General features: G+C 62.4%; 20 protein-coding genes and 3 tRNA genes. 3 read left to right on the top strand and 20 right to left on the bottom strand.

Annotated features, from left to right (window positions below; genetic code table 11):
- Positions 1-2 precede the first annotated feature (2 nt).
- The 17 genes from IB262_RS04790 to IB262_RS04870 all read right to left on the bottom strand — a co-directional run bounded on the left by IB262_RS04790 (position 3) and on the right by IB262_RS04870 (position 15,130).
- Positions 3-1,514, bottom strand: coding sequence for an NADH-quinone oxidoreductase subunit M (locus tag IB262_RS04790; RefSeq protein WP_060522197.1), 1,512 nt, complete (start codon positions 1,512-1,514; stop codon positions 3-5).
- Positions 1,514-3,508 carry an NADH-quinone oxidoreductase subunit L gene (gene nuoL, locus IB262_RS04795; RefSeq protein ID WP_034803566.1) on the bottom strand — a complete coding sequence of 665 codons (1,995 nt, stop codon included), beginning with the start codon at positions 3,506-3,508 and terminating at the stop codon, positions 1,514-1,516. Before nuoL ends, IB262_RS04790 begins: the two co-directional genes overlap by 1 nt.
- A 7-nt stretch (positions 3,509-3,515) precedes the next feature.
- On the bottom strand, positions 3,516-3,824 hold the full coding sequence (nuoK, locus tag IB262_RS04800) for an NADH-quinone oxidoreductase subunit NuoK (RefSeq protein WP_034803568.1): 309 nt from the start codon (positions 3,822-3,824) through the stop codon (positions 3,516-3,518).
- Between the two features lie 28 nt (positions 3,825-3,852).
- Entirely contained in the window at positions 3,853-4,467 is a 615-nt protein-coding gene (locus tag IB262_RS04805) for an NADH-quinone oxidoreductase subunit J (RefSeq protein ID WP_034804235.1), read from the bottom strand.
- 138 nt (positions 4,468-4,605) lie between these two features.
- The gene (gene nuoI, locus IB262_RS04810; RefSeq protein WP_025426590.1) at positions 4,606-5,097 is read right to left on the bottom strand and encodes an NADH-quinone oxidoreductase subunit NuoI; all 492 of its coding nucleotides are present in this window, start codon (positions 5,095-5,097) and stop codon (positions 4,606-4,608) included.
- A gap of 64 nt (positions 5,098-5,161) precedes the next feature.
- Positions 5,162-6,205 carry an NADH-quinone oxidoreductase subunit NuoH gene (gene nuoH, locus IB262_RS04815; protein ID WP_034803570.1) on the bottom strand — a complete coding sequence of 348 codons (1,044 nt, stop codon included), beginning with the start codon at positions 6,203-6,205 and terminating at the stop codon, positions 5,162-5,164.
- Positions 6,206-6,225: 20 nt separating this feature from the next.
- The gene (gene nuoG / locus IB262_RS04820) at positions 6,226-8,307 is read right to left on the bottom strand and encodes an NADH-quinone oxidoreductase subunit NuoG (protein WP_112975682.1); all 2,082 of its coding nucleotides are present in this window, start codon (positions 8,305-8,307) and stop codon (positions 6,226-6,228) included.
- Between the two features lie 109 nt (positions 8,308-8,416).
- Entirely contained in the window at positions 8,417-9,067 is a 651-nt protein-coding gene (locus IB262_RS04825) for an NADH:ubiquinone oxidoreductase (protein ID WP_112975683.1), read from the bottom strand.
- Between the two features lie 7 nt (positions 9,068-9,074).
- Positions 9,075-10,379, bottom strand: coding sequence for an NADH-quinone oxidoreductase subunit NuoF (nuoF, locus tag IB262_RS04830; RefSeq protein WP_034803581.1), 1,305 nt, complete (start codon positions 10,377-10,379; stop codon positions 9,075-9,077).
- Positions 10,380-10,390: 11 nt separating this feature from the next.
- Complete coding sequence (locus tag IB262_RS04835; RefSeq protein ID WP_112975684.1) at positions 10,391-11,521, bottom strand: NADH-quinone oxidoreductase subunit E; 1,131 nt, start codon at positions 11,519-11,521, stop codon at positions 10,391-10,393.
- Between the two features lie 16 nt (positions 11,522-11,537).
- Positions 11,538-11,795 (bottom strand): hypothetical protein, encoded by a 258-nt coding sequence (locus IB262_RS04840; protein ID WP_034803583.1) that lies wholly within the window; start codon positions 11,793-11,795, stop codon positions 11,538-11,540.
- The gene (locus IB262_RS04845; RefSeq protein ID WP_060522193.1) at positions 11,795-12,985 is read right to left on the bottom strand and encodes an NADH-quinone oxidoreductase subunit D; all 1,191 of its coding nucleotides are present in this window, start codon (positions 12,983-12,985) and stop codon (positions 11,795-11,797) included. Before IB262_RS04845 ends, IB262_RS04840 begins: the two co-directional genes overlap by 1 nt.
- Before the next feature lie 57 nt (positions 12,986-13,042).
- Positions 13,043-13,648 carry an NADH-quinone oxidoreductase subunit C gene (locus IB262_RS04850; RefSeq protein ID WP_034803588.1) on the bottom strand — a complete coding sequence of 202 codons (606 nt, stop codon included), beginning with the start codon at positions 13,646-13,648 and terminating at the stop codon, positions 13,043-13,045.
- An 18-nt stretch (positions 13,649-13,666) separates the two neighbouring features.
- Positions 13,667-14,245 (bottom strand): NADH-quinone oxidoreductase subunit B, encoded by a 579-nt coding sequence (locus tag IB262_RS04855; RefSeq protein ID WP_034803591.1) that lies wholly within the window; start codon positions 14,243-14,245, stop codon positions 13,667-13,669.
- Positions 14,236-14,601: an NADH-quinone oxidoreductase subunit A gene (locus tag IB262_RS04860; RefSeq protein WP_034803593.1), complete on the bottom strand. Its 366-nt coding sequence runs from the start codon at positions 14,599-14,601 to the stop codon at positions 14,236-14,238. Before IB262_RS04860 ends, IB262_RS04855 begins: the two co-directional genes overlap by 10 nt.
- Positions 14,602-14,900: 299 nt before the next feature.
- Positions 14,901-14,977 (bottom strand) — tRNA-Asp (locus IB262_RS04865).
- A 76-nt stretch (positions 14,978-15,053) separates the two neighbouring features.
- Positions 15,054-15,130, bottom strand: a tRNA-Asp gene (locus IB262_RS04870).
- Between the two features lie 458 nt (positions 15,131-15,588).
- Between IB262_RS04870 and IB262_RS04875 the strand changes: the two genes are divergently transcribed.
- Positions 15,589-15,664: transfer RNA gene (locus tag IB262_RS04875), tRNA-Val, on the top strand.
- A 225-nt stretch (positions 15,665-15,889) separates the two neighbouring features.
- On the opposite strand, the gene IB262_RS04880 is transcribed toward IB262_RS04875, so the two are convergent.
- From IB262_RS04880 to IB262_RS04890, 3 genes are all read right to left on the bottom strand, one after another.
- Positions 15,890-16,288: a cupin domain-containing protein gene (locus IB262_RS04880; RefSeq protein WP_112975685.1), complete on the bottom strand. Its 399-nt coding sequence runs from the start codon at positions 16,286-16,288 to the stop codon at positions 15,890-15,892.
- A gap of 87 nt (positions 16,289-16,375) precedes the next feature.
- Positions 16,376-19,831, bottom strand: coding sequence for an AAA family ATPase (locus tag IB262_RS04885; protein ID WP_192493407.1), 3,456 nt, complete (start codon positions 19,829-19,831; stop codon positions 16,376-16,378).
- Positions 19,831-21,111, bottom strand: coding sequence for an exonuclease SbcCD subunit D (locus IB262_RS04890; RefSeq protein ID WP_112975687.1), 1,281 nt, complete (start codon positions 21,109-21,111; stop codon positions 19,831-19,833). The genes IB262_RS04885 and IB262_RS04890 overlap by 1 nt, the downstream gene beginning before the upstream one ends.
- Before the next feature lie 379 nt (positions 21,112-21,490).
- On the opposite strand from IB262_RS04890, the gene IB262_RS04895 reads away from it, so the two are divergent.
- Together IB262_RS04895 and IB262_RS04900 are read left to right on the top strand one after the other, a co-directional pair.
- Positions 21,491-23,329, top strand: a complete 1,839-nt coding sequence (locus IB262_RS04895; protein WP_112975688.1) for a methyl-accepting chemotaxis protein — start codon at positions 21,491-21,493, stop codon at positions 23,327-23,329.
- Between the two features lie 228 nt (positions 23,330-23,557).
- The gene (locus tag IB262_RS04900) at positions 23,558-24,034 is read left to right on the top strand and encodes a MarR family transcriptional regulator (RefSeq protein WP_034803611.1); all 477 of its coding nucleotides are present in this window, start codon (positions 23,558-23,560) and stop codon (positions 24,032-24,034) included.
- Positions 24,035-24,121 lie beyond the last annotated feature (87 nt).

The raw sequence follows: 24,121 nt of genomic DNA on the forward strand, positions 1-24,121 counted from the left end.
GGTCATTGCACCGAAAGCGCAACGTTTTGCGCTGCCTGCAGGGCTGCGGAGTAGTTGTTGACGAGCAGATCCACGGAGGCCGCGGTCGCATCGAAGATCGGTGCCGGATAGACGCCGAAGAAGATCGTCAGGATCACCAGCGGATAAAGGATGGCCTTTTCGCGCGGCGACAGGTCGAGCAACGCCTTCAGGCTTTCCTTTTCCAGCGCGCCGAACACGACCCGGCGATAGAGCCAGAGCGCATAGGCGGCCGACAGGATCACGCCGGAGGTGGCAAAGAGCGCAACCCAGGTGTTGGCACGGAAGGCACCGACGAGGGTCAGGACTTCGCCGACGAAGCTGGACGTGCCCGGCAGGCCGACGTTCGCCATGGTGAACACCATGAAGGCGACGGCGTACTTCGGCATGTTGTTTACGAGGCCGCCATAGGCGGCGATTTCGCGGGTGTGCAGGCGGTCGTAGACAACGCCGACGCAAAGGAAGAGCGCGCCGGAGACGATGCCGTGCGACAGCATCTGGAAGATCGCACCCTGCACGCCCTGAACGTTGGCGGCAAAGATACCCATCGTCACGTAGCCCATGTGCGCAACGGACGAATAGGCGATCAGCTTCTTGATGTCGGTCTGCATCAGCGCCACCAGCGAGGTGTAGATGATGGCGACGACCGAAAGCGTGAAGACGAACGGCGCGAAGTAATCTGAGGCCAGCGGGAACATCGGCAGCGAGAAGCGCAGGAAGCCGTAACCGCCGAGCTTTAGCAAGACGCCGGCCAGAATGACCGAGCCCGCCGTCGGCGCCTGAACGTGTGCGTCGGGAAGCCAGGTGTGGACCGGCCACATCGGCATCTTCACCGCAAAGGAGGCGAAGAAGGCGAGCCACAGCCAAGTCTGCATCTGGCGCGGGAAGTTATAGGCCAGTAGCTGCGTGATGTCGGTCGTACCGGCCTGCCAGTACATCGCCATGATCGCGAGCAGCATCAGCACTGAGCCGAGCAGCGTATAGAGGAAGAACTTGTAGCTGGCGTAAACGCGGTCCTTGCCGCCCCAGACACCGATGATGAGGAACATCGGGATGAGACCGGCTTCGAAGAACACGTAGAAGAGCACGATATCGAGCGACACGAAGACGCCGATCATGAACGTTTCCAGGACCAGGAACGCGATCATGTAGGCCTTCAGCCGCTTCTCGATCGACAGCCAGCTCGCCAGTACGCAGAACGGCATGAGGAAGGCCGAGAGCACCACGAACAGCATCGAGATACCATCGACACCGAGATGGTAGGAAATGCCGGTGCCGAGCCACTCGTGCTTCTCGATCATCTGGAAGCCCGGGTTCGAGGAATCGAACTGGTACCAGATGTAGACCGACACGGCGAAGGTGAAGATCGTCGTCAGCAGCGAAACGTTCAGGATATTCCGGCGGCCGTAGGCGCTGTCTTCCCTTGTGAGCAAGAGAAGCAGGACGCCGACGAGCGGCATGAAGGTGACCGCGGAAAGTACGGGCCAATCGGTCATCAGAAGGAACTCCTGAACATCATCCAAGTAACAAGCGCGGCAATGCCGATCAGCATCGCAAACGCGTAGTGATAGAGGTAACCAGTCTGCAGGCGGACAACGCGGTCAGTGACGTTGAGCACACGTGCGGCAATGCCGTTCGGGCCGTAGCCGTCGATCACGCGACCGTCGCCTTCCTTCCACAGGAAGGTGCCGAGCCACTTGGCCGAGCGTACGAACAGGAAGTCATAGAGCTCGTCGAAGTACCACTTATTGAGCAGGAACTGGTAGAGGCCACGGTGCTGCTCTGCCAGATACTTCGGCAGTTCCGGCCGGCGGATATACATGTACCAGGCCGTGAAGAGGCCAAGCGCCATGGCGACAAACGGGCTCCACTTAACCCACTTCGGCACGTGGTGGTACTCATGCAGGATTTCGTTTTCCGCCGAGGTGAACAGCGCACCCTTCCAGAATTCGGCATAGCCTTCGCCGAAGAAGTGATCGTGGAAGATGAAGCCGGCGACCAGCGCACCGACGCCAAGGATATAGAGCGGCACCAGCATGACCTGCGGCGATTCATGCACGTGATGCATGACATCCGAGGAAGCGCGCGGCTTGCCATGGAAGGTCATGAAGGTCAGGCGCCACGAATAGAAGCTGGTGAAGAGTGCCGCGACAACGAGCAGCGCATAGGCGAAACCGGAAACCGAGCTGTGGGCGGCATAGGCGGACTCGATGATCGCGTCCTTCGAGAAGAAGCCTGCGGTACCGATGATCGTGCCAGGGATGCCGACGCCGGTCAGTGCGATCGTGCCGATGAACATCATCCAGTAGGTAACCGGAATGTGCTTCCGGAGACCGCCCATGTAACGCATGTCCTGCTCGCCATCGACGGCGTGGATGACCGAACCGGCACCCAAGAACAGCAGAGCCTTGAAGAAGGCGTGCGTGAACAGGTGGAAGATCGCCGCGCCATAGGCACCGACGCCGAGGGCCACGAACATGTAGCCGAGCTGCGAGCAGGTCGAATAGGCGATGACGCGCTTGATGTCGTTCTGGACGAGGCCGACGGTCGCCGCGAAGAAGGCGGTGATCGCGCCGATAATGGTGACGACGGTCAGCGCATCCGGCGACAGCTCGAACACCGGCGACATGCGGGCGACGAGGAAGACGCCGGCGGTAACCATGGTTGCGGCATGGATAAGAGCCGAAACCGGGGTCGGGCCTTCCATGGCGTCCGGAAGCCAGGTGTGCAGCAGGAACTGCGCCGACTTGCCCATCGCGCCCATGAAGAGCAGCAGGGATGCGGCGGTGATGGCGTCAGCCTTGTCGAGGTGCATGCCGAACAGGGTGACGACGGCCTCCCCTGCTCCCGCACCTTCGGCCGGCAGATAGGTCTTGGCGGCAGCGAAGATCGTTTCCAGGTTGACCGAGCCGAACAGCACGAAGACCAGGAAGATACCGAGCGCGAACCCGAAGTCACCGACGCGGTTGACGATGAAGGCCTTCATCGCAGCAGCGTTGGCCGACGGCTTCTTGTACCAGAAGCCGATGAGCAGGTAGGACGCAAGACCCACGCCTTCCCAGCCGAAGAACATCTGCACCAGGTTGTCCGACGTGATGAGCATCAACATCGCGAAGGTGAAGAGCGACAGATAGGCAAAGAAGCGCGGACGATGCGGATCGTGGTGCATGTAGCCGATCGAATAGACATGCACGAGGGTCGACACCGTGTTGACGACCACGAACATGACCGAGGTCAGCGTATCGACGCGGAACGCCCATTCGACATCGAAGGTGCCGGACTGGATCCAGCGCAGCACCGACACCTTGATCATTTCCTGGTGGCCCATGGCGACGTCGAAGAAGACGTACCAGGAGAGCGCAGCGGCAATGATCATCAGACCGCTGGTGACATATTCCGATGCCTTGGCGCCGATCGAACTACCGAAGAGGCCGGCGATCAGAAAGCCGATCAAAGGCAGGAAGACGATAGCCTTGATGATGGTATCCATAGCCCAATCAGCCCTTCATCATGTTGACGTCTTCAACAGCGATCGAGCCGCGGTTGCGGTAGAAGACGACGAGAATTGCAAGTCCGATGGCCGCTTCCGCAGCCGCGACGGTCAGGATGAACAGGGCAAAGACCTGGCCAGTGATGTCATTCAGGAACGCCGAGAAGGCGACCATGTTGATGTTGACCGCAAGAAGAATGAGTTCGACCGACATCAGGATGACGATGACGTTCTTCCGGTTCAGGAAGATGCCGAAGACGCCCAGCGTGAACAGGATGGCGCTGACGGTGAGATAGTGGGAAATTCCGATTTCCATTTTTTTGTTCCTCGATCTCGCGTCCGACTTAAATGCCCTGGCCGGGCTTGACCGTGACCACTTCGACGGCGGTCTCGGGCGTGCGGGCAACCTGCTGCGGGATGTTCTGGCGCTTGATGTTTTCGCGGTGGCGCAGGGTCAGCACGATCGCGCCGATCATGGCTACGAGCAGGACCAGGCCGGCGATCTGGAAGAAGTAGACGTAGTGCGTGTAGAGCACGTCGCCGAGCGCTGCCGTGTTCGTGCGGTCGGCGACCGCCGGGATCGGCATCGAAATCGACTTGGCGATCTCAGGCGAGAACGTCGCACCGCCAACCACGATGATGAGCTCGGCTGCAAGGATCAGACCGATCAGCGCGCCCACCGGCGCATATTCAAGCACGCCGGCCCGCAGTTCCGCGAAGTCGATGTCGAGCATCATAACCACGAACAGGAACAGCACCGCGACCGCGCCGACATAAACGACCAGCAGGATCATCGCGAGGAATTCGGCGCCAGTCAGCAGGAACAGACCTGCCGCGTTAAAGAAGGTCAGGATCAGGAACAGAACCGAATAAACCGGGTTCCTGGCCGCAATGACCATGAATGCCGACGCCACCGCGATGAAGGCAAAGAGATAGAAAAAAAGAACCTGCAGACCCATGATCGGTGCCTTCTTCGTCTTGCACGGCGTGAGGCGCTTCTGGCCCCACTCCACAGGCAAAGCCGGACACGCGTCCGGCCGTTGCCCAAACCTATGTCACATGCACCGCCCTCCCCGGGGCGGCGCTACGCTCTGGCCTCAGCGATAGGGCGAGTCCATTGCGATGTTGCGTGCGATTTCCCGTTCCCAACGGTCGCCGTTGGCGAGGAGCTTGTCCTTGTCGTAGTAAAGCTCTTCGCGCGTCTCGGTGGCGAACTCGAAGTTCGGGCCCTCGACGATGGCATCGACCGGACAGGCTTCCTGGCAGAAACCGCAATAGATGCACTTCACCATGTCGATGTCGTAGCGAACCGTACGGCGTGTGCCGTCGTTGCGGCGCGGGCCGGCTTCGATGGTGATGGCCTGTGCAGGACAGATCGCCTCGCACAGCTTGCAGGCGATGCAACGCTCTTCACCGTTCGGATAACGGCGCAGCGCATGCTCGCCGCGGAAGCGCGGGCTGACCGGTCCCTTTTCGAAGGGGTAGTTCAACGTCGCCTTCGGCTTGAAGAAATAGCGCATCGACAGAAAGAACGCGCCGACGAATTCCTTCAGGAACAGCGAGCTGACGGCTTGCGAAAGACCGGCCATCATTTACCTCCAGAGTTGCCGGCCTGGGAGCGACCGGCGGTATGCTGCCAAACGTGAGCCATCGTCATGCGGCTCCCGTCAGCTTGAGAACGAACGCAGTGATCACGACCATTGCGAGAGAGATCGGCAGGAAGACCTTCCAGCCAAGACGCATCAGCTGGTCGTAGCGGTAACGCGGCACGAAAGCCTTCACCATCGCGAACATGAAGAACACGAAGGATGCCTTCAGCACGAACCAGATGATGCCGGGTACCCAGTTGAGGAACCAGACGTCCACCGGAGGCAGCCAGCCACCGAGGAACAGGATCGTCGTCAGCGCGCACATCAGGCAGATGGCGGCATATTCGCCGAGCATGAACATCATGTAAGGCGTGGAGCCGTACTCGACCATGAAGCCGGCGACGAGTTCGGATTCCGCTTCCGGAAGGTCGAAAGGCGGGCGGTTCGTTTCGGCCAGCGCCGAAATGAAGAACACGATGAACATCGGGAACAGCGCCAGCCAATGCCAGTCGAGGAACGACGCCGGCAGGCCGAGGTTGGTGCCGATGCCGCTCGACTGCGCGTTGACGATGTCCGTCAGGTTCAGCGAGCCGACGCAGAGCAGGACGGTGACGATAACGAAGCCGATCGAGACTTCGTAGGAGACCATCTGAGCTGCGGAGCGAAGCGCGCCGAGGAAGGGATATTTGGAGTTCGACGCCCAGCCGCCCATGATGATGCCATAAACTTCAAGAGAAGATATGGCGAACACGAAGAGGATGCCGACGTTGATGTTCGCGATCACCCAGCCGGCGTTGAGCGGGATCACGGCCCAAGCGGCGAGCGCCAACGTCACGGAGACGAGCGGGGCGAGCAGAAAGATCGCCTTGTTGGCGCCGGCCGGGATAACCGGCTCCTTGAAGACGAACTTCAAAAGGTCGGCGAAGGACTGGAAAAGTCCCCAGGGGCCCACCACATTCGGACCACGGCGGAGCTGAACTGCAGCCCAGATCTTACGGTCTGCGAGCAGGATGTAGGCGATGAAAAGCAGCAGCGCGACCAGGAGCAGCAGCGACTGGGCGACCATGATGATCGCGGGCCAGACATAGGTCGAAACGAAAGCGTCCATGATACTCTATTCCCTCGCGCTCATTCCGCCGCAGCTTTGAAATTGTTGCGTGCCAAAGCCGAGCATTCGGCCATGACGGCGGATGCGCGCGCTATCGGGTTCGTCAAATAGAAGTCTTTGACCGGAGACGCAAACACGGATTTGCCTATCTCACCTGCTTTTTGACCAAGTGCGGCAATTTCGTCGCCGTTGCCGCTCGCGATCGCGTCGATATCGGCGAAATGCGGGTGGGCCGCATAGAGCTTCGAGCGCAATTCGCCAAGCGAATCAAAGGGCAGCTTCTTGCCGAGCACATCGGAGAGAGCGCGGATGATCGCCCAGTCCTCGCGTGCGTCGCCCGGTGCGAAGCCGGCGCGGTTGCCGACCTGAACGCGGCCTTCGGTGTTGACCCAGGTGCCGGACTTTTCGGTGTAGGTCGCGCCCGGCAGGATGACGTCGGCGGCATGTGCGCCGTTGTCGCCGTGCGAGCCGATATAAACCGTGAAGCCGGACTTGCGTTCCGCAAGGTCGATCTCGTCAGCGCCGAGCAGGAAGAGAACATCGGAGGCGGTGACCATCTCGGCCGCCGTCTTGCCGTTCGCGCCCGGAACGAAGCCGAGGTCGAGACCACCGACGCGGGAAGCGGCCGTGTGAAGAACGGCAAAACCGTTCCACTCGGCGGTAACCGCACCGACGGCGCCTGCGAGCTTGGCAGCGGCAGAAAGAACGGCAGCGCCGCCCTCCCCTGCAACAGCACCCTGGCCGATGAGGATCATCGGGCGCTGCGCCTTCTTCAAGGTCGCTGCAAACTTGCCCTTGCCCGAGACGAGCTCGGCGAGCGTTTCGGTGCCGGCGCCGAGATACTCGTATTCGTAACGCAGTTCGCCCGGCTCGCCGATCACGGCGATCGGGAAGTTGCCCATGCGGTAGCGCTTGCGGATGCGGGCATTGAGAACCGAAGCCTCAAAGCGCGGATTGGAGCCGATGATCAGCAGCGCGTCAGCGCTTTCGATGCCAGCGATCGTCGGGTTGAAGAGGTAGCTGGCGCGACCGAGCGACGGGTCGAGTGCGGCGCCATCCTGGCGGCAGTCGACACTCTCGGAGCCGAGCGCTGCGATCAGCTGCTTCAGCGCGTACATTTCTTCGACCGAAGCGAGGTCGCCGGCAATGGCGCCGATCTTGTCGCCGGAAGTCTGGGCGACGGCAGCCTTGACCGCCTGGAAGGCTTCGCCCCACGTTGCCGGCTGCAGACGGCCGTCCTTCTTGACGTATGGACGATCGAGGCGCTGCGTCTTCAGGCCATCCCAGATGAAGCGGCTCTTGTCGGAGATCCACTCTTCGTTGATGTCCTCATTGACGCGCGGCATGATGCGCATGACTTCGCGGCCGCGGGTATCGACGCGGATCGCCGAACCGAGCGCGTCCATCACGTCGATGGATTCGGTCTTGTTCAGCTCCCACGGACGGGCGGTGAAGGCAAACGGCTTCGAGGTCAGCGCACCGACCGGGCAGAGGTCAACGACGTTGCCCTGCAGTTCGGAGGTCATCGCCTGCTCGAGATAGGTGGTGATCTCGGCGTCTTCGCCGCGGCCGATCAGGCCAAGTTCGGCAATGCCGGCAACTTCGGTCGTGAAGCGAACGCAGCGCGTGCAGTGAATGCAGCGGTTCATCACGGTCTTGACGAGCGGGCCGATATACTTGTCTTCGACGGCGCGCTTGTTTTCCTGGTAGCGCGAGCTGTCGATACCGAAGGCCATGGCCTGGTCCTGCAGGTCGCATTCGCCGCCCTGGTCACAGATCGGGCAGTCGAGCGGATGGTTGATCAGCAGGAATTCCATCACGCCTTCGCGCGCCTTCTTGACCATCGGCGTGGTCGTGAAGACTTCCGGCGCTTCGCCGTTCGGGCCCGGACGGAGGTCGCGCACGCCCATGGCGCAGGAAGCGGCGGGCTTGGGCGGCCCTCCCTTCACCTCGATCAGACACATGCGGCAGTTGCCGGCGACCGAAAGCCGCTCGTGGAAACAGAAGCGCGGAACTTCAGCCCCGGCCTCTTCGCACGCCTGAAGCAGCGTGAAATGATCCGGTACCTCGATCTCTTTTCCGTCGACTTTCAGCTTTGCCATCTTCGTACTCAATCCTGTCTTCCGTCCGTCGGCCCATCGGCGACGCACAATTCCAACACAGCCTTGCTGCTTGCGGGCGATGGCCGTCCCCGGTCCCCGCCCTGTTGTCTCAAGCGCCTTTCAGCGCCTTGGCCTGTCCAACCCAATCGTCCCGCTTGATCCGCCCGCCGAAACCGAGTTCGTCGTCGAAGCGGGCGACATCCGCCTCGCTCCAACCGGCGATGTCGGCAAAGCCGCTGATGCCCTTCGCGTTCAGCACCTGCTCGAGCTTCGGGCCGATGCCGGAGATCCGCTTCAGGTCGTCGGTGGCTTTCGCCTTGGCGCGCGTCGCGCGAACCTTGACCACCTTTTGAGCGGCAACCTTCTCGACCACCGGCTTTGCGGCTGCGCGCTTGGCAGGCGCGGACGGCTTGGCGACCGGTTCCGGCTTTGCGTCGGCCTGCACCGTCTTTGCGACAACGGCAGTCCTCGTGTCAGACGATGCGGGCTCTGCCCGCTTCTGCGCCGCCTCGACGGCCCCTTGCATCGCGCCGATCATGGCGCCCGCAATCTGGGTCGTGAGACCGAAGCCGATCGCGGTCGCTGCTGCAACTGCGGCTGCCGGGTGAACCATCAGCGGATGCAGCGGCACCTGTGAAAGGCCCTTCATCCATTCGCCCATGCCGAACGGGTCGGCCGGATCGCCGCCAAGCGGACGTGCGAACGGAATGCCTGCTTCGGCCTGTCCCTTCATCTGTCCCTCTTCGCGTGCGCCGGCCATCGTCGGGTTACTCCGCCGCTTCCAGAACCGCGCCATGCGACGACGCATTGCGCGTATATTCGTCGATGCGCTTTTCCATTTCCGGACGGAAATGCTTGATCAGACCCTGGATCGGCCAGGCAGCTGCGTCGCCGAGCGCGCAGATCGTGTGGCCTTCCACCTGCTTGGTGACGTCGAACAGCATGTCGATTTCGCGCTTCTGGGCGCGGCCCTGAACCATGCGTTCCATGACGCGCATCATCCAGCCGGTGCCTTCGCGGCACGGCGTGCACTGACCGCAGCTCTCGTGCTTGTAGAAGGCCGAGAGACGCCAGATCGCCTTGATGATGTCGGTCGACCTGTCCATCACGATGACGGCGGCGGTTCCAAGACTGGAACCGACCTCGCGCAGACCGTCGAAATCCATGATCGCGTCCTTCATCTGCGCGCCGGGCACGCAAGGAACGGACGAACCGCCGGGAATGACGGCGAGCAGGTTGTCCCAGCCGCCGCGAATGCCGCCACAGTGCTTTTCGATCAGCTCATGGAACGGGATCGACATCGCGTCTTCGACCGTGCACGGGCGGTTGACGTGACCGGAGACCGAATAGAGCTTGGTGCCGTGGTTGTTCGGGCGGCCGAAACTCGTGTACCAGCCGGCGCCGCGACGCAGGATGGTCGGGGTGACCGCGATCGACTCGACGTTGTTGACGGTCGTCGGGCAGCCGTAGAGGCCCATGTTGGCCGGGAACGGCGGCTTCAGGCGCGGCTGGCCTTTCTTGCCTTCAAGGCTTTCGAGCAGCGCCGTCTCTTCGCCACAGATGTAGGCGCCGGCACCATGGTGCACGTAGATGTCGATGTCGTAGCCGAGCTTGTTGTTCTTGCCGAGCAGGCCATAGGCGTAGCACTCGTCGATCGCCGCCTGCAGCGCCTCGCGCTCGCGGACGAATTCGCCGCGGACGTAGATGTAGGCGACATGGGCACCCATGGCGAAGCTGGCGACGACGCAGCCTTCGATCAGCGTATGCGGATCGTGACGCATGATGTCACGGTCCTTGCAGGTACCGGGCTCGGACTCGTCGGCATTGACGACGAGGTAATGCGGACGGCCGTCGCTTTCCTTCGGCATGAAGGACCACTTGAGGCCCGTCGGGAAGCCGGCGCCGCCACGACCGCGAAGGCCGGAAGCCTTCACTTCGTTGACGATCCAGTCACGGCCCTTTTCGAGCAGCTGCTTGGTGCCGTCCCAGTGGCCGCGCGCCATGGCGCCCTTCAGGGACTTGTCCTTGAGGCCGTAGATATTGGTAAAGATGCGGTCTTCATCTCTGAGCATAATTCACCTCTTTACCGCGGCTTCTTGCCGAAGACCTTGATGTATTCGGCTTCGCCGCCCTTGGCGAGCGCCTTGGCCTGCTTGACCCAGTCGTCGCGTTCGATGCGGCCCTTGAAATTCAGGTATCCGTCGACCCACTCGCGCTCCGCCTTCTTCCACGAAGCAACTTGCGCGTAGGTGTAGATGCCCAGTTCGTTGAGCGTACCCTCGATCTTCGGACCGACGCCCGAGATCAGCTTGAGATCGTCGGTCGCTGCCGGCTTCTCGATACCAGCCGGACGGTTCTTGTCCTCCAGCGACGGCTTATCGGAAACGGCAGCAGCCTTGGCCGGCTTCGACTTGTCGACAGTGTCGCCTTCCACCTTGGCGTTGGCAGCGGCTTCCGCCTTTGCCGTCGCCGGGGTCTTCAGCGACGCGTCGGTCACGGCCGACGCGGTCTTGGCGCGGCCGGCATTCGACGGCGGCACGGAGACGGCCGGAGCATCGCTCACCTTCTTGGCGGCGCTGGCCGCAGCCTTGGCCGGAGCCGCATCCCCAAGCATGAGGGTCGTCGGGCCGCCTTCCGGAGCCGAATAGACGCGATCGATCTGCGGACCGGGGGTGACTTCAGCACCCTTGCCTGCTTCGAAACGGTCGATGATCTGCTCGAGCTGCTCGGGCGTCAGGTCTTCGAAGGTGTCCTTGAAGATCATGACCATCGGCGCGTTGACGCAGGCGCCCTGACATTCGACTTCTTCCCAGGAAAGCGTGCCACTCTCGTTCAGGGTGAAGGGATCATGGGCAATCTTGCTCTTGCAAACCTTGATCAGGTCTTCGGCGCCACGCAGCATGCAGGGCGTCGTACCGCAAACCTGAATGTGGGCGCGCGTGCCGACCGGCTTCAACTGGAACTGGGTGTAGAAGGTCGCAACTTCGAGCGCGCGGATGTACGGCATGCCGAGCATGTCCGCGATCGACTCGATGGCGGCCTTCGTGACCCAGCCGTCCTGGTCCTGAGCGCGCATCAACAACGGGATGACGGCAGACTGCTCACGACCCTTGGGGTACTTATTGATCGTTTCCTTCGCCCAGGCGGCGTTCTCCTTGCTGAAGGCAAAGCTCGCTGGCTGGACGGTGTCTTCGGCTAGTCGACGAACGGACATTCTAGTGGACACCTTATCAGTTAATCGAACCGCACCGCGATTTCGTCACCGAGACGAACTCACAGGCATAGGCTGACTGGTCTTTCTGCAAAAATACGATGTAGCGCGTGCCATTGGCGACCGCGGCCTTGATCTCGTAGCCCTTGGCAACGAGATCGGCCATCGAGCCCCCGCGCATGCCGCCCGACGTCGCGCCGCTTTCGACCTGCTCCTGTGCAGAAACGGTCGATGCAAGCGCGAGAAGAGCGAGCGTGGCCAGGGGCGCGAGACGCATCAGCGGTCCACCTCACCGAACACGATATCGAGGGAGCCCAGCACGGCCGAAACGTCGGCAAGCTGGTGTCCCCGACAGAGGAAATCCATCGCCTGCAGATGCGCATAACCTGGGGCACGGATCTTGCAGCGATAGGGCTTGTTGGTGCCGTCGGAGACGAGATAGACGCCGAATTCGCCCTTCGGCGCTTCGACGGCGGCGTAAACTTCGCCGGCCGGCACGTGGTAGCCTTCGGTATAGAGCTTGAAGTGGTGGATGAGCGCTTCCATCGAACGCTTCATCTCGCCGCGCTTCGGCGGAACGATCTTGCCGTCGAGCGACGAAACCGGGCCGACCTTGGCATCGCCGAGCAGGCGATCGACGCACTGGCGCATGATGCGGGCCGACTGGCGCATTTCGATCATACGGATCAGATAACGGTCGAAGCAGTCGCCGTTCTTGCCGATCGGGATATCGAACTCGAGATCCGAATAGCACTCATAGGGCTGCGAACGACGCAGGTCCCAGGCAGCGCCCGAGCCACGCACCATCACGCCCGAGAAGCCCCAGGCCCAGGCATCGTCGAGCTTGACGACGCCGATGTCGACGTTGCGCTGCTTGAAGATGCGGTTGCCGGTCAAGAGTTCGTCGATGTCGTCGACGGTCTTCAGGAACGGATCGATCCACTTGCCGATGTCTTCGACGAGTTCGTGCGGCAGGTCCTGATGGACGCCGCCCGGACGGAAGTAGGCCGAGTGCATGCGCGCGCCGCAGGCACGCTCGTAGAACACCATCAGCTTTTCGCGCTCTTCAAAGCCCCAGAGCGGCGGCGTGAGCGCGCCGACGTCCATGGCCTGCGTCGTGACGTTCAGAAGATGCGAGAGGATGCGGCCGATTTCCGAATAGAGGACGCGGATGAGCTGGCCGCGGATCGGAACTTCGGTCGCCGTCAGCTTCTCGATCGCCAGCGCGTAGGCATGCTCCTGGTTCATCGGTGCCACGTAGTCGAGGCGGTCGAAATAGGGCACGGCCTGCAGGTAGGTCTTGGTCTCGATCAGCTTTTCGGTACCGCGATGCAGCAGGCCGATATGCGGATCGACGCGCTCGACGATTTCGCCATCAAGCTCGAGCACCAGACGAAGAACGCCGTGCGCCGCCGGATGCTGCGGACCAAAGTTGATGTTGAAGTTGCGGACGTTATGTTCGGTCATACCGATTGCTCCAGGTCGGACGGCAGCCGTTCACCGGCTACCGCGGACCACTTAGTCTCACCGTGCTTTCGCCTTCTCGTCGCCGGGCAGCACGTAGTCCGTGCCTTCCCAGGGAGAGAGGAAGTCGAAGTTGCGGAATTCCTGCTTCAGTTCGACGGGTTCGTAGACGACGCGCTTTGCTTCGTCGTCGTAACGCACCTCGACAAAACCGGTGACCGGGAAGTCCTTGCGCAGCGGATGTCCTTCGAAACCGTAGTCCGTCAGGATGCGACGCAGGTCAGGATGGCCGGTAAACAGGATGCCGTACATATCGTAGGCTTCGCGCTCGAACCAGTCGGCACCGGGATAGACCGGCGTTGCCGACGGAACCGGCTCGTTCTCGCCGGTTGCGACCTTGACGCGCACGCGCAGGTTCTGGCGCGGCGACAAGAGATGATAGACAACATCGAAACGGTCCGGCCGCTGCGGCCAGTCGACGCCGCAGACATCGACGAAATTGACGAAGGCGCACTGCACATCGTCACGAAGGAACGTAAGCAGCGCGATCAGGTTCGCCGACGTCGTCGTCAGCGTCAGCTCGCCATAGGCCAGCGATGCGTCGGAGATCAGCGCACCGCGCGTTTCGCGCAAGTAGGACGCAAGCTCATTCAGGGCTTCACTCATATCAAAGACCCCCTGCCCTTAGCGCTCGATCGTGCCGGTCCGGCGGATCTTCTTCTGCAGCAGGAGCACGCCGTAAAGCAGCGCTTCTGCCGTGGGAGGACAGCCTGGCACGTAGATGTCGACGGGAACGACGCGGTCGCAACCGCGAACAACCGAATAGGAATAGTGGTAGTAGCCGCCGCCATTGGCACACGAACCCATCGAGATGACGTAACGCGGCTCCGGCATCTGGTCATAGACCTTGCGGAGCGCAGGCGCCATCTTGTTGGTCAGCGTGCCGGCGACGATCATGACGTCGGACTGGCGCGGCGAGGCGCGCGGCGCAAAACCGAAGCGTTCGGCGTCGTAGCGCGGCATCGACATCTGCATCATTTCGACCGCGCAGCAGGCGAGACCGAAGGTCATCCACATCAGCGAACCGGTACGGGCCCAATTGATGAGCTCGTCGGTCGAGGTGACCAGAAAACCCTTGTCGGCGAGCTCATTGTTGATCTCGCCGAAGAATGCATCATTGCTGCCAATCGGCTTGCCGGTGGAGGGATCGATGATCCCTTTCGGCTTGGGCGCAACGAGCGTGGTGCCGGAGGTCAGTTCCATTCCAGCGCTCCCTTCTTCCATTCATAGATAAAGCCGATCGTCAGCACTCCGAGGAAGACCATCATTGACCAGAAGCCGAACCAGCCCAGTTCATGGAACGAAACCGCCCAAGGAAAGAGGAAGGCAACTTCGAGGTCGAAGATGATGAAGAGGATCGACACGAGATAGAAGCGGATGTCGAACTTCATGCGGGCGTCGTCGAACGCATTGAAGCCGCACTCGTATGCCGACAGCTTTTCCGAATCAGGAGCCTTGAAGGCGACGGCGAAGGGAGCAATCAGAAGCGCCACACCGATCACCAATGCGATTCCAATGAAAATCGCGATCGGAACGTAGGAACCGAGAAGTTCAGTCATTGTTATCCGTCCCTGCCTGCGGGAGGGCGCATGGGAGAGCGCCAGAACAACAAATCTCGCAGGCCGAAAAATATGTTGCAACGCCGGAGTGGTTAGCGCAGCCCGCGCCGTCGCGCAAGCCTTGAGGGGCCATTTAAACCGCTTCGCAACACAGGATCGGACGGGTGATACCGACAAAGCGCGGATTCGCAGGCCGACGCGAACTTTACGGTAAAACAAAGCGAGACGAGACAGATTGCCGCAGCGCACAATCCGGCCCTAGGGCCGGCGCAATTCGCAGTAAGGACGGAGAGAAGAAATGGCGCGAGTGACGGGGCTCGAACCCGCGACCTCCGGCGTGACAGGCCGGCACTCTAACCGACTGAGCTACACCCGCGCATGATGACCGCGAACGATCATTAGTATCACCATCGGCCCTCGTTGAGAACGCCTAGGCAAATCCAGATCAAGAGTGGCGCGAGTGACGGGGCTCGAACCCGCGACCTCCGGCGTGACAGGCCGGCACTCTAACCGACTGAGCTACACCCGCATCATCTTGACTTGGTTGAGGCGTTTCCGCCCCGCATCGAGCAGCAGCGCCGTTCGATGAGCGGCTAACTAAGCGGTTCGGATTGGGGTGTCAAGCGTGTTTGAAGACAAATCCGTGACGGAATGAAAATTGATCCACAGGGCGATAAAAGGATCGAAATCGGAATGGACCAATAGCGCCTGCCGCCACCGGCCCCGTCGTCACCTATCCCAACGCGCACTCGTCGATGCGCGTACACGAAGGCTGATTCCGGATTGCCTCCCCTCCCTCCCCGTTCGCCGTTACCGAGGCGCCGTCCGCGCATTTTGTCCACAAGCACGAAGCCCGCAGTTTCAGGGTGTCGCGCAACCGCCAACAAAAAAAATCAAAAAAACGATACAAATGCTCTTGCGGTTTTTTTCGGTTACGCCTAGATCACGGCCACCGACGCGGCGGACTGATCCGGTCCAAACGCGGAAGGGCGATTAGCTCAGTTGGTAGAGCGCCTCGTTTACACCGAGGATGTCGGGAGTTCGAGTCTCTCATCGCCCACCATTTTCTCCCACAGAAAATCATCGCCAAATCTGCTCAAATTGCTGTTCGCGTTATCGCGTGCCGTTTGCGATAGGCCTGCTGCTTCGAATTGCTTTGGCTTTAGAGCTCAGCCGTCAACGGTCGGGAATCAGGGATTCGACGGCCTCGATCGCGATACCCGCCACCGTCAGCCTCGCCGGAGCAGCAAACCCGTCCAATCCCAACGGATCGATAGGCCCACCGGCGCTACCCGCCGCGATACTGCTCGTCGCTGACATGCTCCAGCCAATCCACAGCCTTGCCGTCGAGCGCTTCCTGAATCGCAAGATGCACCATGGCCGTATCGGGTGCTGCACCGTGCCAGTGCTTTTCGCCCGGCGGGAACCAGACGACATCGCCCATACGAATCTCTTGCACGGGGCCACGCCAGCTTTGCACGAGACCACGGCCGGCGGTGACAACCAGGGTCTGGCCGAGCGGGTGCGTATGCCAGGCCGTCCGAGCGCCGGGTTCGAAGGTGACGCTGACAGCGCGGACGCGCGCCGGGTCTGCGGCCTCGATCACCGGGTCCTGGCGTACCGTGCCAGTGAAGTATTCCGCCGGGGCGCGCATCGAAGGTCTCGATCCACCGGGTATGATGTCCATATCTCGTTCCTCCGATTTTCGTGTGTGGCGCTCGTCGTCAGCGAAAGTGCGCTACGGCGGACAGGCCCAACCTCGCCCGCGAGCCTATCATAACCTGTGGATTGTCACAGTCGGACAGGCCTCACGGGCGATCTCGCAAAGATGCTCGTGGTGCGTCAGATAGATCACCTGGCCGACGCGGGCCATTTCGGCCATCTGCTCGAAGGCGCGGCCGGCGCGTCCGTCGTCGAAGGTCTCCATGATGTCGTCGGCAATGAAGGGCAGCGATTCGCGCGCGGCTGCGATTTCGTGATAGCCGGCGATTCTGAGCGCCAGATAGAGCTGAAAGCGCGTGCCCTTGGAGAGATCCTTGGCAAGCTTCGACCCGCCGGCCGCCGCATTGGCGATCAGGAACTCCTGTCCCCGGTCGGACTGCGCCGACAGGCCGGAATATTCTCCGCCGCTGATCCGGCTGAAGGTCTCCGACGCGCGCCGCATCATTGCGCTGCGATGCCGCTCGCGGAAAAGCCGGAGCGCGGTCTCGGCGGCGATGACGCCGGCGCGAAGCCGCAGATAGGCAAGCGCCTTGTTTTCGATGTCGAGCAGCAACGTCCGCCGCTTCTGTTCGAGTTCTGCTACCGTGTCGCCGCCTTCGACAGCCGCGAGCGCCTTTTCTCTTTCCCGCATCTCCGTATGCAGTTCACTGACGTCGCGGTCGCTTTGTTCGAGTGCGGCATCCAGCCGTGCCAGCTCCAGCCGCACCGCCGTGTCATCGAGTTCCGCGAGCACAGCCTCCGCCTGCGTGCTCTCGGCGACATCAAGGCGGGAGGCAAGATCCGCCTCCGATTCGGCGATGCGTTCACGCAGGCGCTGCTGTTCCCGGCCGGCCTCGAATAGCTGCGCGGCCTCATCGAGCGTTTCGCAGTCGAAGAATTCAAGCACCTGCCGCCTGCGCGCCACATGGAGCTCCCGCTCCGCACAGGCGACACGCCGCTCTTCCTCCAGGCGGGCGATTTCGGCGAGGAAGGTTGCGCGGCGATCCGAAAGCCGCTGCGCCTCGGCGGCGCGCGTCTTCAACGTCATGTAGGTCGTCAGTGTGTCATCAGCGGCCGTCCCGCAGGCAAGCTCGGCAATGGCGCGGTCGAATTCAACCTGGTCCTTGCGCATGCCGGCGATGCGATATTCGAGGTCGGCCTTGCGCTGCGTCAGCTTATCGAGCTCCTGCAGGATCGTCAGCATCGGACCGGTCTGCTCTGGCGTCAGCGGTTCGCTCCGCGCGGCCAGCCAGCTTTTGGCAAGAAGTTCCGACCATTGTTCTTGCCACGCGTCCATCGCGTCTTCAGCCAGATCGAGCGCCGACTGCCGGCTTTCCAGAAGCGTTCGCGCCCGCTTTGCCGCCTCACGGGCTGCGTTGCGGGCGCCGTCCAGCGCGCGCGCCTGCGACACCGCCTGCTCGGCGGCAAGGAGAAGGTTGTCGAGCCGCTCCGGCAGGCGTCCGTCGATATCTATGGCCGCAAGCTCCTCGCGCAAGCCGGCAATCGCTTCGGCCTCCTCGGAATGGGCGCGATCGAAATCCTGGCGCGCCGCGCGCAAATGCGCGCGCAGGTCCAGCGCCGCAAGCCGTGTGGTCAGCCAAGCCTCCAGCTGCGTCAGACGCATCACGCTAGGTAAGCCGCAGGCCAAGACGGCTGTTGCCAAAACCTGCGCTTGCGTCGCCGCGTCGGCCAGAGATTGCTTCTCCTGCTGACGCAGCGTCTCGATCCGGGCACGCCGCTCGGCGATCGACAGCGACAAGCCGCGCATGTCGGCAAGCTGCGCCGTGTCCGCAAGGCGTCGCGCGGAAACCTCATCGTCTTCGCTCATCGCCTGCTCGAAGGCAGTGGCCGTTTCCAGAGCAAGCTCCGCCTTGTGCTGGCGCCACGCTTCATTGCGGCGCTGACGCAGTGCTGAGGCCGAGAAATCGTCCATCGTGCCGCCAACGGCGGACAGCCCGGCCAGCCGCGCCTCGTCCCCTGCCAGCGTCTCCTGCTCGGCGGAGATGCGGTCGACGACTCGCAAATGCCGCTCCTCCTGGCTGGCAGCCGCCCTGCGCCAGGTCTCCAGCGTTGCCGGCGACGGGACGTCGAGCGCGAGCAGGTCATCGGCCGTTCCGGCAAAGGGCCTCAGCAGCACGAGCTTGTCGGCGAGTTCCGCATCCAACCGGTCGATGGCCTGTTGCGCCGCCTGCTTGCGCAGGACGCAGTCACTGCGCCGCAGCAGCGACAGCTTTTCGGCAAGCCCGGAGACGTCCGCTGCCCCCTGCTCTTCGAGCCGTAGCATATCGCCTTCAGCGTCCCGATCCGATTCGACGGCGCTCTGCAGCTCCAGGCGAGCCGAAGCGACACGCTCGACGAGGGCCGAGTGCCGGCGCGCCAAATCCTGAAGCTGCGCGCCGGTCCCGGCCGCAAGTAAAAGCGACGCGGGATCGCGGTCGGCCGGTTCGCCGAGCCGCAACAGGCAGCCAAGAATTTCTGCCCCGGTCCGCGCCAGATCCTCCAATCGAGACGGCATGTCGCGCGCCGCGGTGACATAACGCGCATCAAGCGCGGTTCCCTGAAGCGCGGTCAGGCGCTCGATCAGGCAGAGGCCTTCCCTGTCGAGCGGCATTTCCTCGAGCGCATCGCGGCGATGCTGCATCTCGCTGTCGATCTGTCGTAGCCTGATCTCGGTCTCCGCCTCCTGGCGCCGAAGCGCCGGCAGTTCACTCGCCCACTCCGCTGGCGGTACCGGCAGCGGCGGAGCGCCCGCCAGTTCCGTGCGGAGGGCGCGCAGCCTGCCGAAATGGGGCAACGCTTCGACCTCGGCTTTCAGGCGGGCCCGCGCCAGCCGCAACTCGGCTCGACGCGTGATCTCTTCATCGTGGCGTTCACGCGCCAGCGTCAGCGTTTTGCGCAGCGCCGCATATTCGCGTGCATTGATATCGAGCGCATTGCGTTCGACCCTCAGGGCCTCAAGCTCGCCTTTCAGTTCCGCAAGCTGATGCTTGCGCGCCTGTGGCCGGTAGAAGCCGTCGGCCTGCCCGCGCAGGGCTGCAAGGATCGCCGTGCTGTCCGGAAGGCCCGAGCTTGCCGAAAACAGCAGCGACCCGAGTTCGCCTTCGCTTTTCAGGATCGCCTCGCCGCCCTTCTCGATGCTCTCGTCGTCCAGCGAGAACATCATTTGGTAGGTGTCTCGATCGATCGCGCCGAGCGCTCCGGAAAACAGGTTGTCGGGCAAGGGCTGGTCGTCGAGGCCGACCAGCGAGTTCGTCTTTCGCTTGATCCGGAAGACCCGATCGCTGCGGCCAGCCGCTTCGATCGTGCCGCCCACGCGCATCGTCTGGTAAGGGTGCAGGAAGCCGTAGGGGCTCGAATGCTCGATGCCGAAGAGCAGATCCAGGAATCCGGAAAACAGGGTCGACTTTCCAGCCTCGTTGGGGCCGTAGACGATGTGGAGGTCGGGAGTGCCGGGCACGCCATCGCCGAAGTCAAGGCGACGATCGGTAAACTTGCCGTAGCGGACGAGATCGAGCGCGCTGATCCGCATCAGTGGCCACCCTCGCCGGCGCCACCGCCATGAAGATGGGCGAGCACCTCGGCGGTTCCCGACACACCGGCTTCAAACGCCAGCCGCGCGACCGCCTCTTCGTCCGGTGCCAGCGATTGGCGAAGCTCGGGCGGAAGCTGTTGCAGGACGTCTTCCACGGCCGCCAGCACGTCCTGGCGAAACCCGTGCGCCGGCAAGACGTCCGCTTCGACGAGCGCCGCCAGCTCTTCGACGGGATCGAGCATGGCGCCCGGTTTTTCGGTCCGGGCGTTGCCGCAGGTGAGTTCGACCTTCTCGATCCAGCAGCCGGCGATGCCGGCGGCGATGTTGTCGATCTCCGCCCGCAACAGGTCCGCGTCACGGCGAAGGCGCCAGGCCAAGGGCGTCGCGCCGGCGAGCGTCAGACGCAGGATGACGTTCTCTGCCGCTGCTTCACCACAGGTACGCGAAAGCGCCTGCCTGACGGCATCGAGCATGTCGCGCCATTCCGAGATGCCCGTCAGATCGACACGAAGGCGTTCGAAGCTGGCGATGCCTATCGCCCGCTCGGCAAGATTGACATGGCCGTCGTCGTCGACCGTGACGAACGACACGCTCTTCACGCCGACTTCATTGATGTCGCGACCCTGCGGCATACCCGGCATCACGATGAAGGGGTCTGCCGCATGGACCTGCCGCTGGTGGATGTGGCCAAGCGCCCAGTAATCGAAGCCATGGGCAACGAGATCGGCGACGCTGCAGGGGGCATAGAGATCGTGACCCGCGGCACCTGCGAGGCTCGTGTGCAGCATGCCGATGTTCACCGCGCCGGGCACCGGCGGCTGGAAGGCCGGAAGCAGGCTTTCGGGCGCATGCGGGCTGGCGAAGCTTACACCGTGCACATAGACGTCGCGACCGCTTGCCAGCGTCTTGGCGACCACCGCCTTTGCCCTGCCCTTGAAGACGTGGGCGGACGGCGGCAGGGTCAGTTCATTGGTGACCTGCGACTGGGCGTCGTGGTTGCCGCGGATGATGAAGATGCGGATGCCGTGTTCATCCAGCCGGCGCAGTTCCCGTCCGAGAAACAGGGCCGTGTTCATCGACGTCTGGCTGCCGTCATAGAGATCGCCGGCAATCAGCAGGGCATCGGCCTCTTCGGCGATGCAGAGATCGACGATCTTGACCAGAGCCTGCCGCGACGCCCCGCGCACGATCTCTGCGAGGTCGGCATTTCTAAGGGCGAGGCTGCGGAGAGGCGAATCGAGATGCAGGTCTGCGGTATGGACGAAACGGAAGGGCATGGCCGACCATGGCCGTCCCGCCACCGCCCGTCAATCAGCCGTCACACGTCATCCACTTGCGAGATGCGCAGGCTCCCGGCAAGCATATTTCAGCCTGCTGAAGTAAAGGCGGCGCTAATACAAATGCGGTTGGCGGCGATTGTTAACATCGTCTGTTCAAGACATCGCGGCGCTACCTGCAAATATCAGATTATACTCACTTTAATCGATTAGGGCTTTTGTAACATCTTGTTCGATAGGTTTGCCCCGGCTGCGTTTCAAGCGCGTCCAGGCACCGGAATGATTCCTGCTTCGGCTATCCGCTCCGTCATGACGATCAAGAGCCGGAATGACTTAATTCAAGTACAGTTTTACGGACGGCCGTCCTTCCGGGGGTACCATGTCACGGCTCAAGATTTCCCACACGCTTATTGCCCTTTTCCTCGTGGTCGCCGTTATCGTTTCGGCGCTTGCCGTTTCATCTCTCGGCGGCATCAAGATGATGAACGAGCGCAACAACGAGATCGCCACCACCTGGCTACCGCGCGTCTCGCTTTCCCGCGCGCTCGAAACGCAGCTTTCCGATACCCGCATGGCGTTTGCCCGCCATCTGATTTCCCTGACGCCGTTTGAAAAGAAGGCAGCGGAAAAGGTCATCGGTGAGACCGTCGCAGGCTTCAACAAGCTCGCCGACGAATATTCGAGCCTGATGGTCACCGATGCCGACGAGGCGGCGCTCGACAATGTCCGGACTGCCTATCAGGCCTATCTCTCCGTCGCCGAAGGCATGGTCAAGCTCTCCAACAACCTCGAGAACATGAAGGCGCAGAGCGTCTTCAAGGTCGAGATGCGCGAGACCGAAGGCAAGGTCGACGAGGCGATCAAGGAAATGCGGGCGCTGAACCTCGCCGGCGCGGATGCCGCCGTTGCCGCAAGCTCGGCCACGCATGACCAGATCCGCATGATCGAGATCGGCGTCATCGCCCTTGCCGCCGTCATCGTGCTCGGCGCCATCCTCTATGCCGTGCGCGGCATCGCTCGCCCGATCCAGATCATCACCCGCTCGATGGCACGCCTTGCCGAAGGTGACACCGACAGCAGCATCCCCTATGGCGCCCGCAAGGACGAAATCGGCGAGATGGCCCGTGCAGTCGAGGTCTTCCGCCAGGCGGCGATCGCCAATCAGCATCTCGAAGCCGACGCCCAGACACAGCGCGCCAAGGCGGAAGCCGAGCGTCTGCGCGTGACGGAAGAAGCGGAAGCAGCCGCCCAGCGCCGCCTTCAGGAAGCCACCGCCGGTCTTGCGAGCGGCCTGCGCCGCCTTGCTTCGGGCGATCTCGCCTTCCAGCTCAACGAACCCTTCTCGCCCGATTTCGAGCAGCTGCGTCACGACCTGAACCAGGCTGTCGCCCAGCTCGCCGACACGCTTGCCGCCGTCTCGTCAGCATCGGGCAGCATCGACAGCGGTGCCCGTGAAGTCAGCCAGAGCGCCGACGACCTGTCGCGCCGGACCGAGCAGCAGGCAGCGTCTCTGGAAGAAACGGCGGCAGCACTCGACCAGATCACGGTCAATGTCGGCAATTCGTCGAAGCGTACCCACGAGGCCCGCAGCGTTGCCGGCCAGGCCAACGAAAGCGCCCGCAAGTCCGGCGCGATCGTGTCGGGCGCGGTCGACGCCATGGGCCGCATCGAGCATTCGTCGAGCCAGATCTCCAACATCATCGGCGTCATCGACGAGATCGCTTTCCAGACCAACCTGCTGGCGCTCAACGCCGGCGTCGAAGCAGCGCGTGCCGGTGATGCCGGTAAGGGTTTCGCCGTCGTCGCCCAGGAAGTGCGCGAGCTTGCCCAGCGCTCGGCCAACGCGGCCAAGGAGATCAAGGATCTGATCCGCAACTCCGCCGTTGAAGTCGAAAGCGGCGTCCGTCTCGTGCGCGAAACCGGCGAGGCTCTGCGCACGATCGAAGGCTTCATCGTCACGATCAACCAGCATATGGACGCGATCGCCGTCTCGGCACAGGAACAGTCCGCCGGGCTCTCCGAGGTCAATACGGCCGTCAACCAGATGGACCAGGTCACCCAGCAGAACGCGGCGATGGTCGAGGAAGCCAATGCGGCAAGCGCGACGCTTGCCCAGGAAGCCGGCCGTCTGCGCGAACTGATCGCGCGCTTCACGCTCGCCGAGGCTGGCGGTCACGGCTACGCCCAGTCGACCAACGGCGCGCGCTGGGCCGCCTGATCGCGATCGGAGGCGACGCGCAAGTCGTGTGACGCGCAAACGGTCGCCTGTCGCGAGAATTTCTTGCCACATCGAGTGAAACGGCCGCCAGAAATGGCGGCCGTTTCTTTGTCGGCGATGGAGTTACCGTGAAACGCCGGAGGTTTGTGTCGACAAATGCGGCAATTATAACTATCACTAATGTTACTGCCATTTCACATGGCACCTCATGAAATTCCAGCGACGATCATGAAGAAGACATTTGAAGTTTCCGATAGACTGTTCGAGCTTTACCACCGGGTTCACCGGCTGGTGAACGAATCGATGACCGAGGAAGGCGTGTCGCTGGCGCGCAGCAAGTTCCTCTTCTTCCTCAGCAAGCTCGGCCCCTGTCGTTCGACCGACATCGCCTGCGCGCTGAACTTCGCGCCGCGCACCGTCACCGAAGCGATCGACGGCCTGGAGCGTGACCGCCTGGTCATGCGCAAGCCCGATCCTGAAGACCGGCGCGCCAAGATCGTCTCGATCACCGAAACGGGCCGCGTCGTACTGGAAGCCGCAGAGCACCCGCGCAAGCAGCTGCTCGAGGAGATCTTCTCGGCCCTCGACGACGAAGAACTCGACGCGCTCTTTGATATCGTCGGCAAGCTGGTCGACCGGACGGACGAGATCCGCAAGCGCAAGGATGAGGCCGAAGAGGCAGCGCAGATCGCGATCGCCCGCTAGGAGCGTTCTCGCTCGTCGCAAATCACAAGTGCCGAAACAGAAAGAGGCCGGGACGTCATGTCCCGGCCTCTCCCGTTTTCTCCGGGC

Source organism: Ensifer sp. ENS02, assembly GCF_014851885.1.
In the GTDB taxonomy this organism is placed as follows: domain Bacteria; phylum Pseudomonadota; class Alphaproteobacteria; order Rhizobiales; family Rhizobiaceae; genus Ensifer; species Ensifer adhaerens.

Coding starts and splice junctions, on each gene's coding strand:
- IB262_RS04790 (WP_060522197.1), bottom strand. CDS start 1,514: ATGACCGATTGGCCCGTACTTTCCGCGGTCACCTTCATGCCGCTCGTC.
- nuoL (WP_034803566.1), bottom strand. CDS start 3,508: ATGGATACCATCATCAAGGCTATCGTCTTCCTGCCTTTGATCGGCTTT.
- nuoK (WP_034803568.1), bottom strand. CDS start 3,824: ATGGAAATCGGAATTTCCCACTATCTCACCGTCAGCGCCATCCTGTTC.
- IB262_RS04805 (WP_034804235.1), bottom strand. CDS start 4,467: ATGGGTCTGCAGGTTCTTTTTTTCTATCTCTTTGCCTTCATCGCGGTG.
- nuoI (WP_025426590.1), bottom strand. CDS start 5,097: ATGGCCGGTCTTTCGCAAGCCGTCAGCTCGCTGTTCCTGAAGGAATTC.
- nuoH (WP_034803570.1), bottom strand. CDS start 6,205: ATGGACGCTTTCGTTTCGACCTATGTCTGGCCCGCGATCATCATGGTC.
- nuoG (WP_112975682.1), bottom strand. CDS start 8,307: ATGGCAAAGCTGAAAGTCGACGGAAAAGAGATCGAGGTACCGGATCAT.
- IB262_RS04825 (WP_112975683.1), bottom strand. CDS start 9,067: ATGGCCGGCGCACGCGAAGAGGGACAGATGAAGGGACAGGCCGAAGCA.
- nuoF (WP_034803581.1), bottom strand. CDS start 10,379: ATGCTCAGAGATGAAGACCGCATCTTTACCAATATCTACGGCCTCAAG.
- IB262_RS04835 (WP_112975684.1), bottom strand. CDS start 11,521: ATGTCCGTTCGTCGACTAGCCGAAGACACCGTCCAGCCAGCGAGCTTT.
- IB262_RS04840 (WP_034803583.1), bottom strand. CDS start 11,795: ATGCGTCTCGCGCCCCTGGCCACGCTCGCTCTTCTCGCGCTTGCATCG.
- IB262_RS04845 (WP_060522193.1), bottom strand. CDS start 12,985: ATGACCGAACATAACGTCCGCAACTTCAACATCAACTTTGGTCCGCAG.
- IB262_RS04850 (WP_034803588.1), bottom strand. CDS start 13,648: ATGAGTGAAGCCCTGAATGAGCTTGCGTCCTACTTGCGCGAAACGCGC.
- IB262_RS04855 (WP_034803591.1), bottom strand. CDS start 14,245: ATGGAACTGACCTCCGGCACCACGCTCGTTGCGCCCAAGCCGAAAGGG.
- IB262_RS04860 (WP_034803593.1), bottom strand. CDS start 14,601: ATGACTGAACTTCTCGGTTCCTACGTTCCGATCGCGATTTTCATTGGA.
- IB262_RS04880 (WP_112975685.1), bottom strand. CDS start 16,288: ATGGACATCATACCCGGTGGATCGAGACCTTCGATGCGCGCCCCGGCG.
- IB262_RS04885 (WP_192493407.1), bottom strand. CDS start 19,831: ATGCGGATCAGCGCGCTCGATCTCGTCCGCTACGGCAAGTTTACCGAT.
- IB262_RS04890 (WP_112975687.1), bottom strand. CDS start 21,111: ATGCCCTTCCGTTTCGTCCATACCGCAGACCTGCATCTCGATTCGCCT.
- IB262_RS04895 (WP_112975688.1), top strand. CDS start 21,491: ATGTCACGGCTCAAGATTTCCCACACGCTTATTGCCCTTTTCCTCGTG.
- IB262_RS04900 (WP_034803611.1), top strand. CDS start 23,558: ATGAAGAAGACATTTGAAGTTTCCGATAGACTGTTCGAGCTTTACCAC.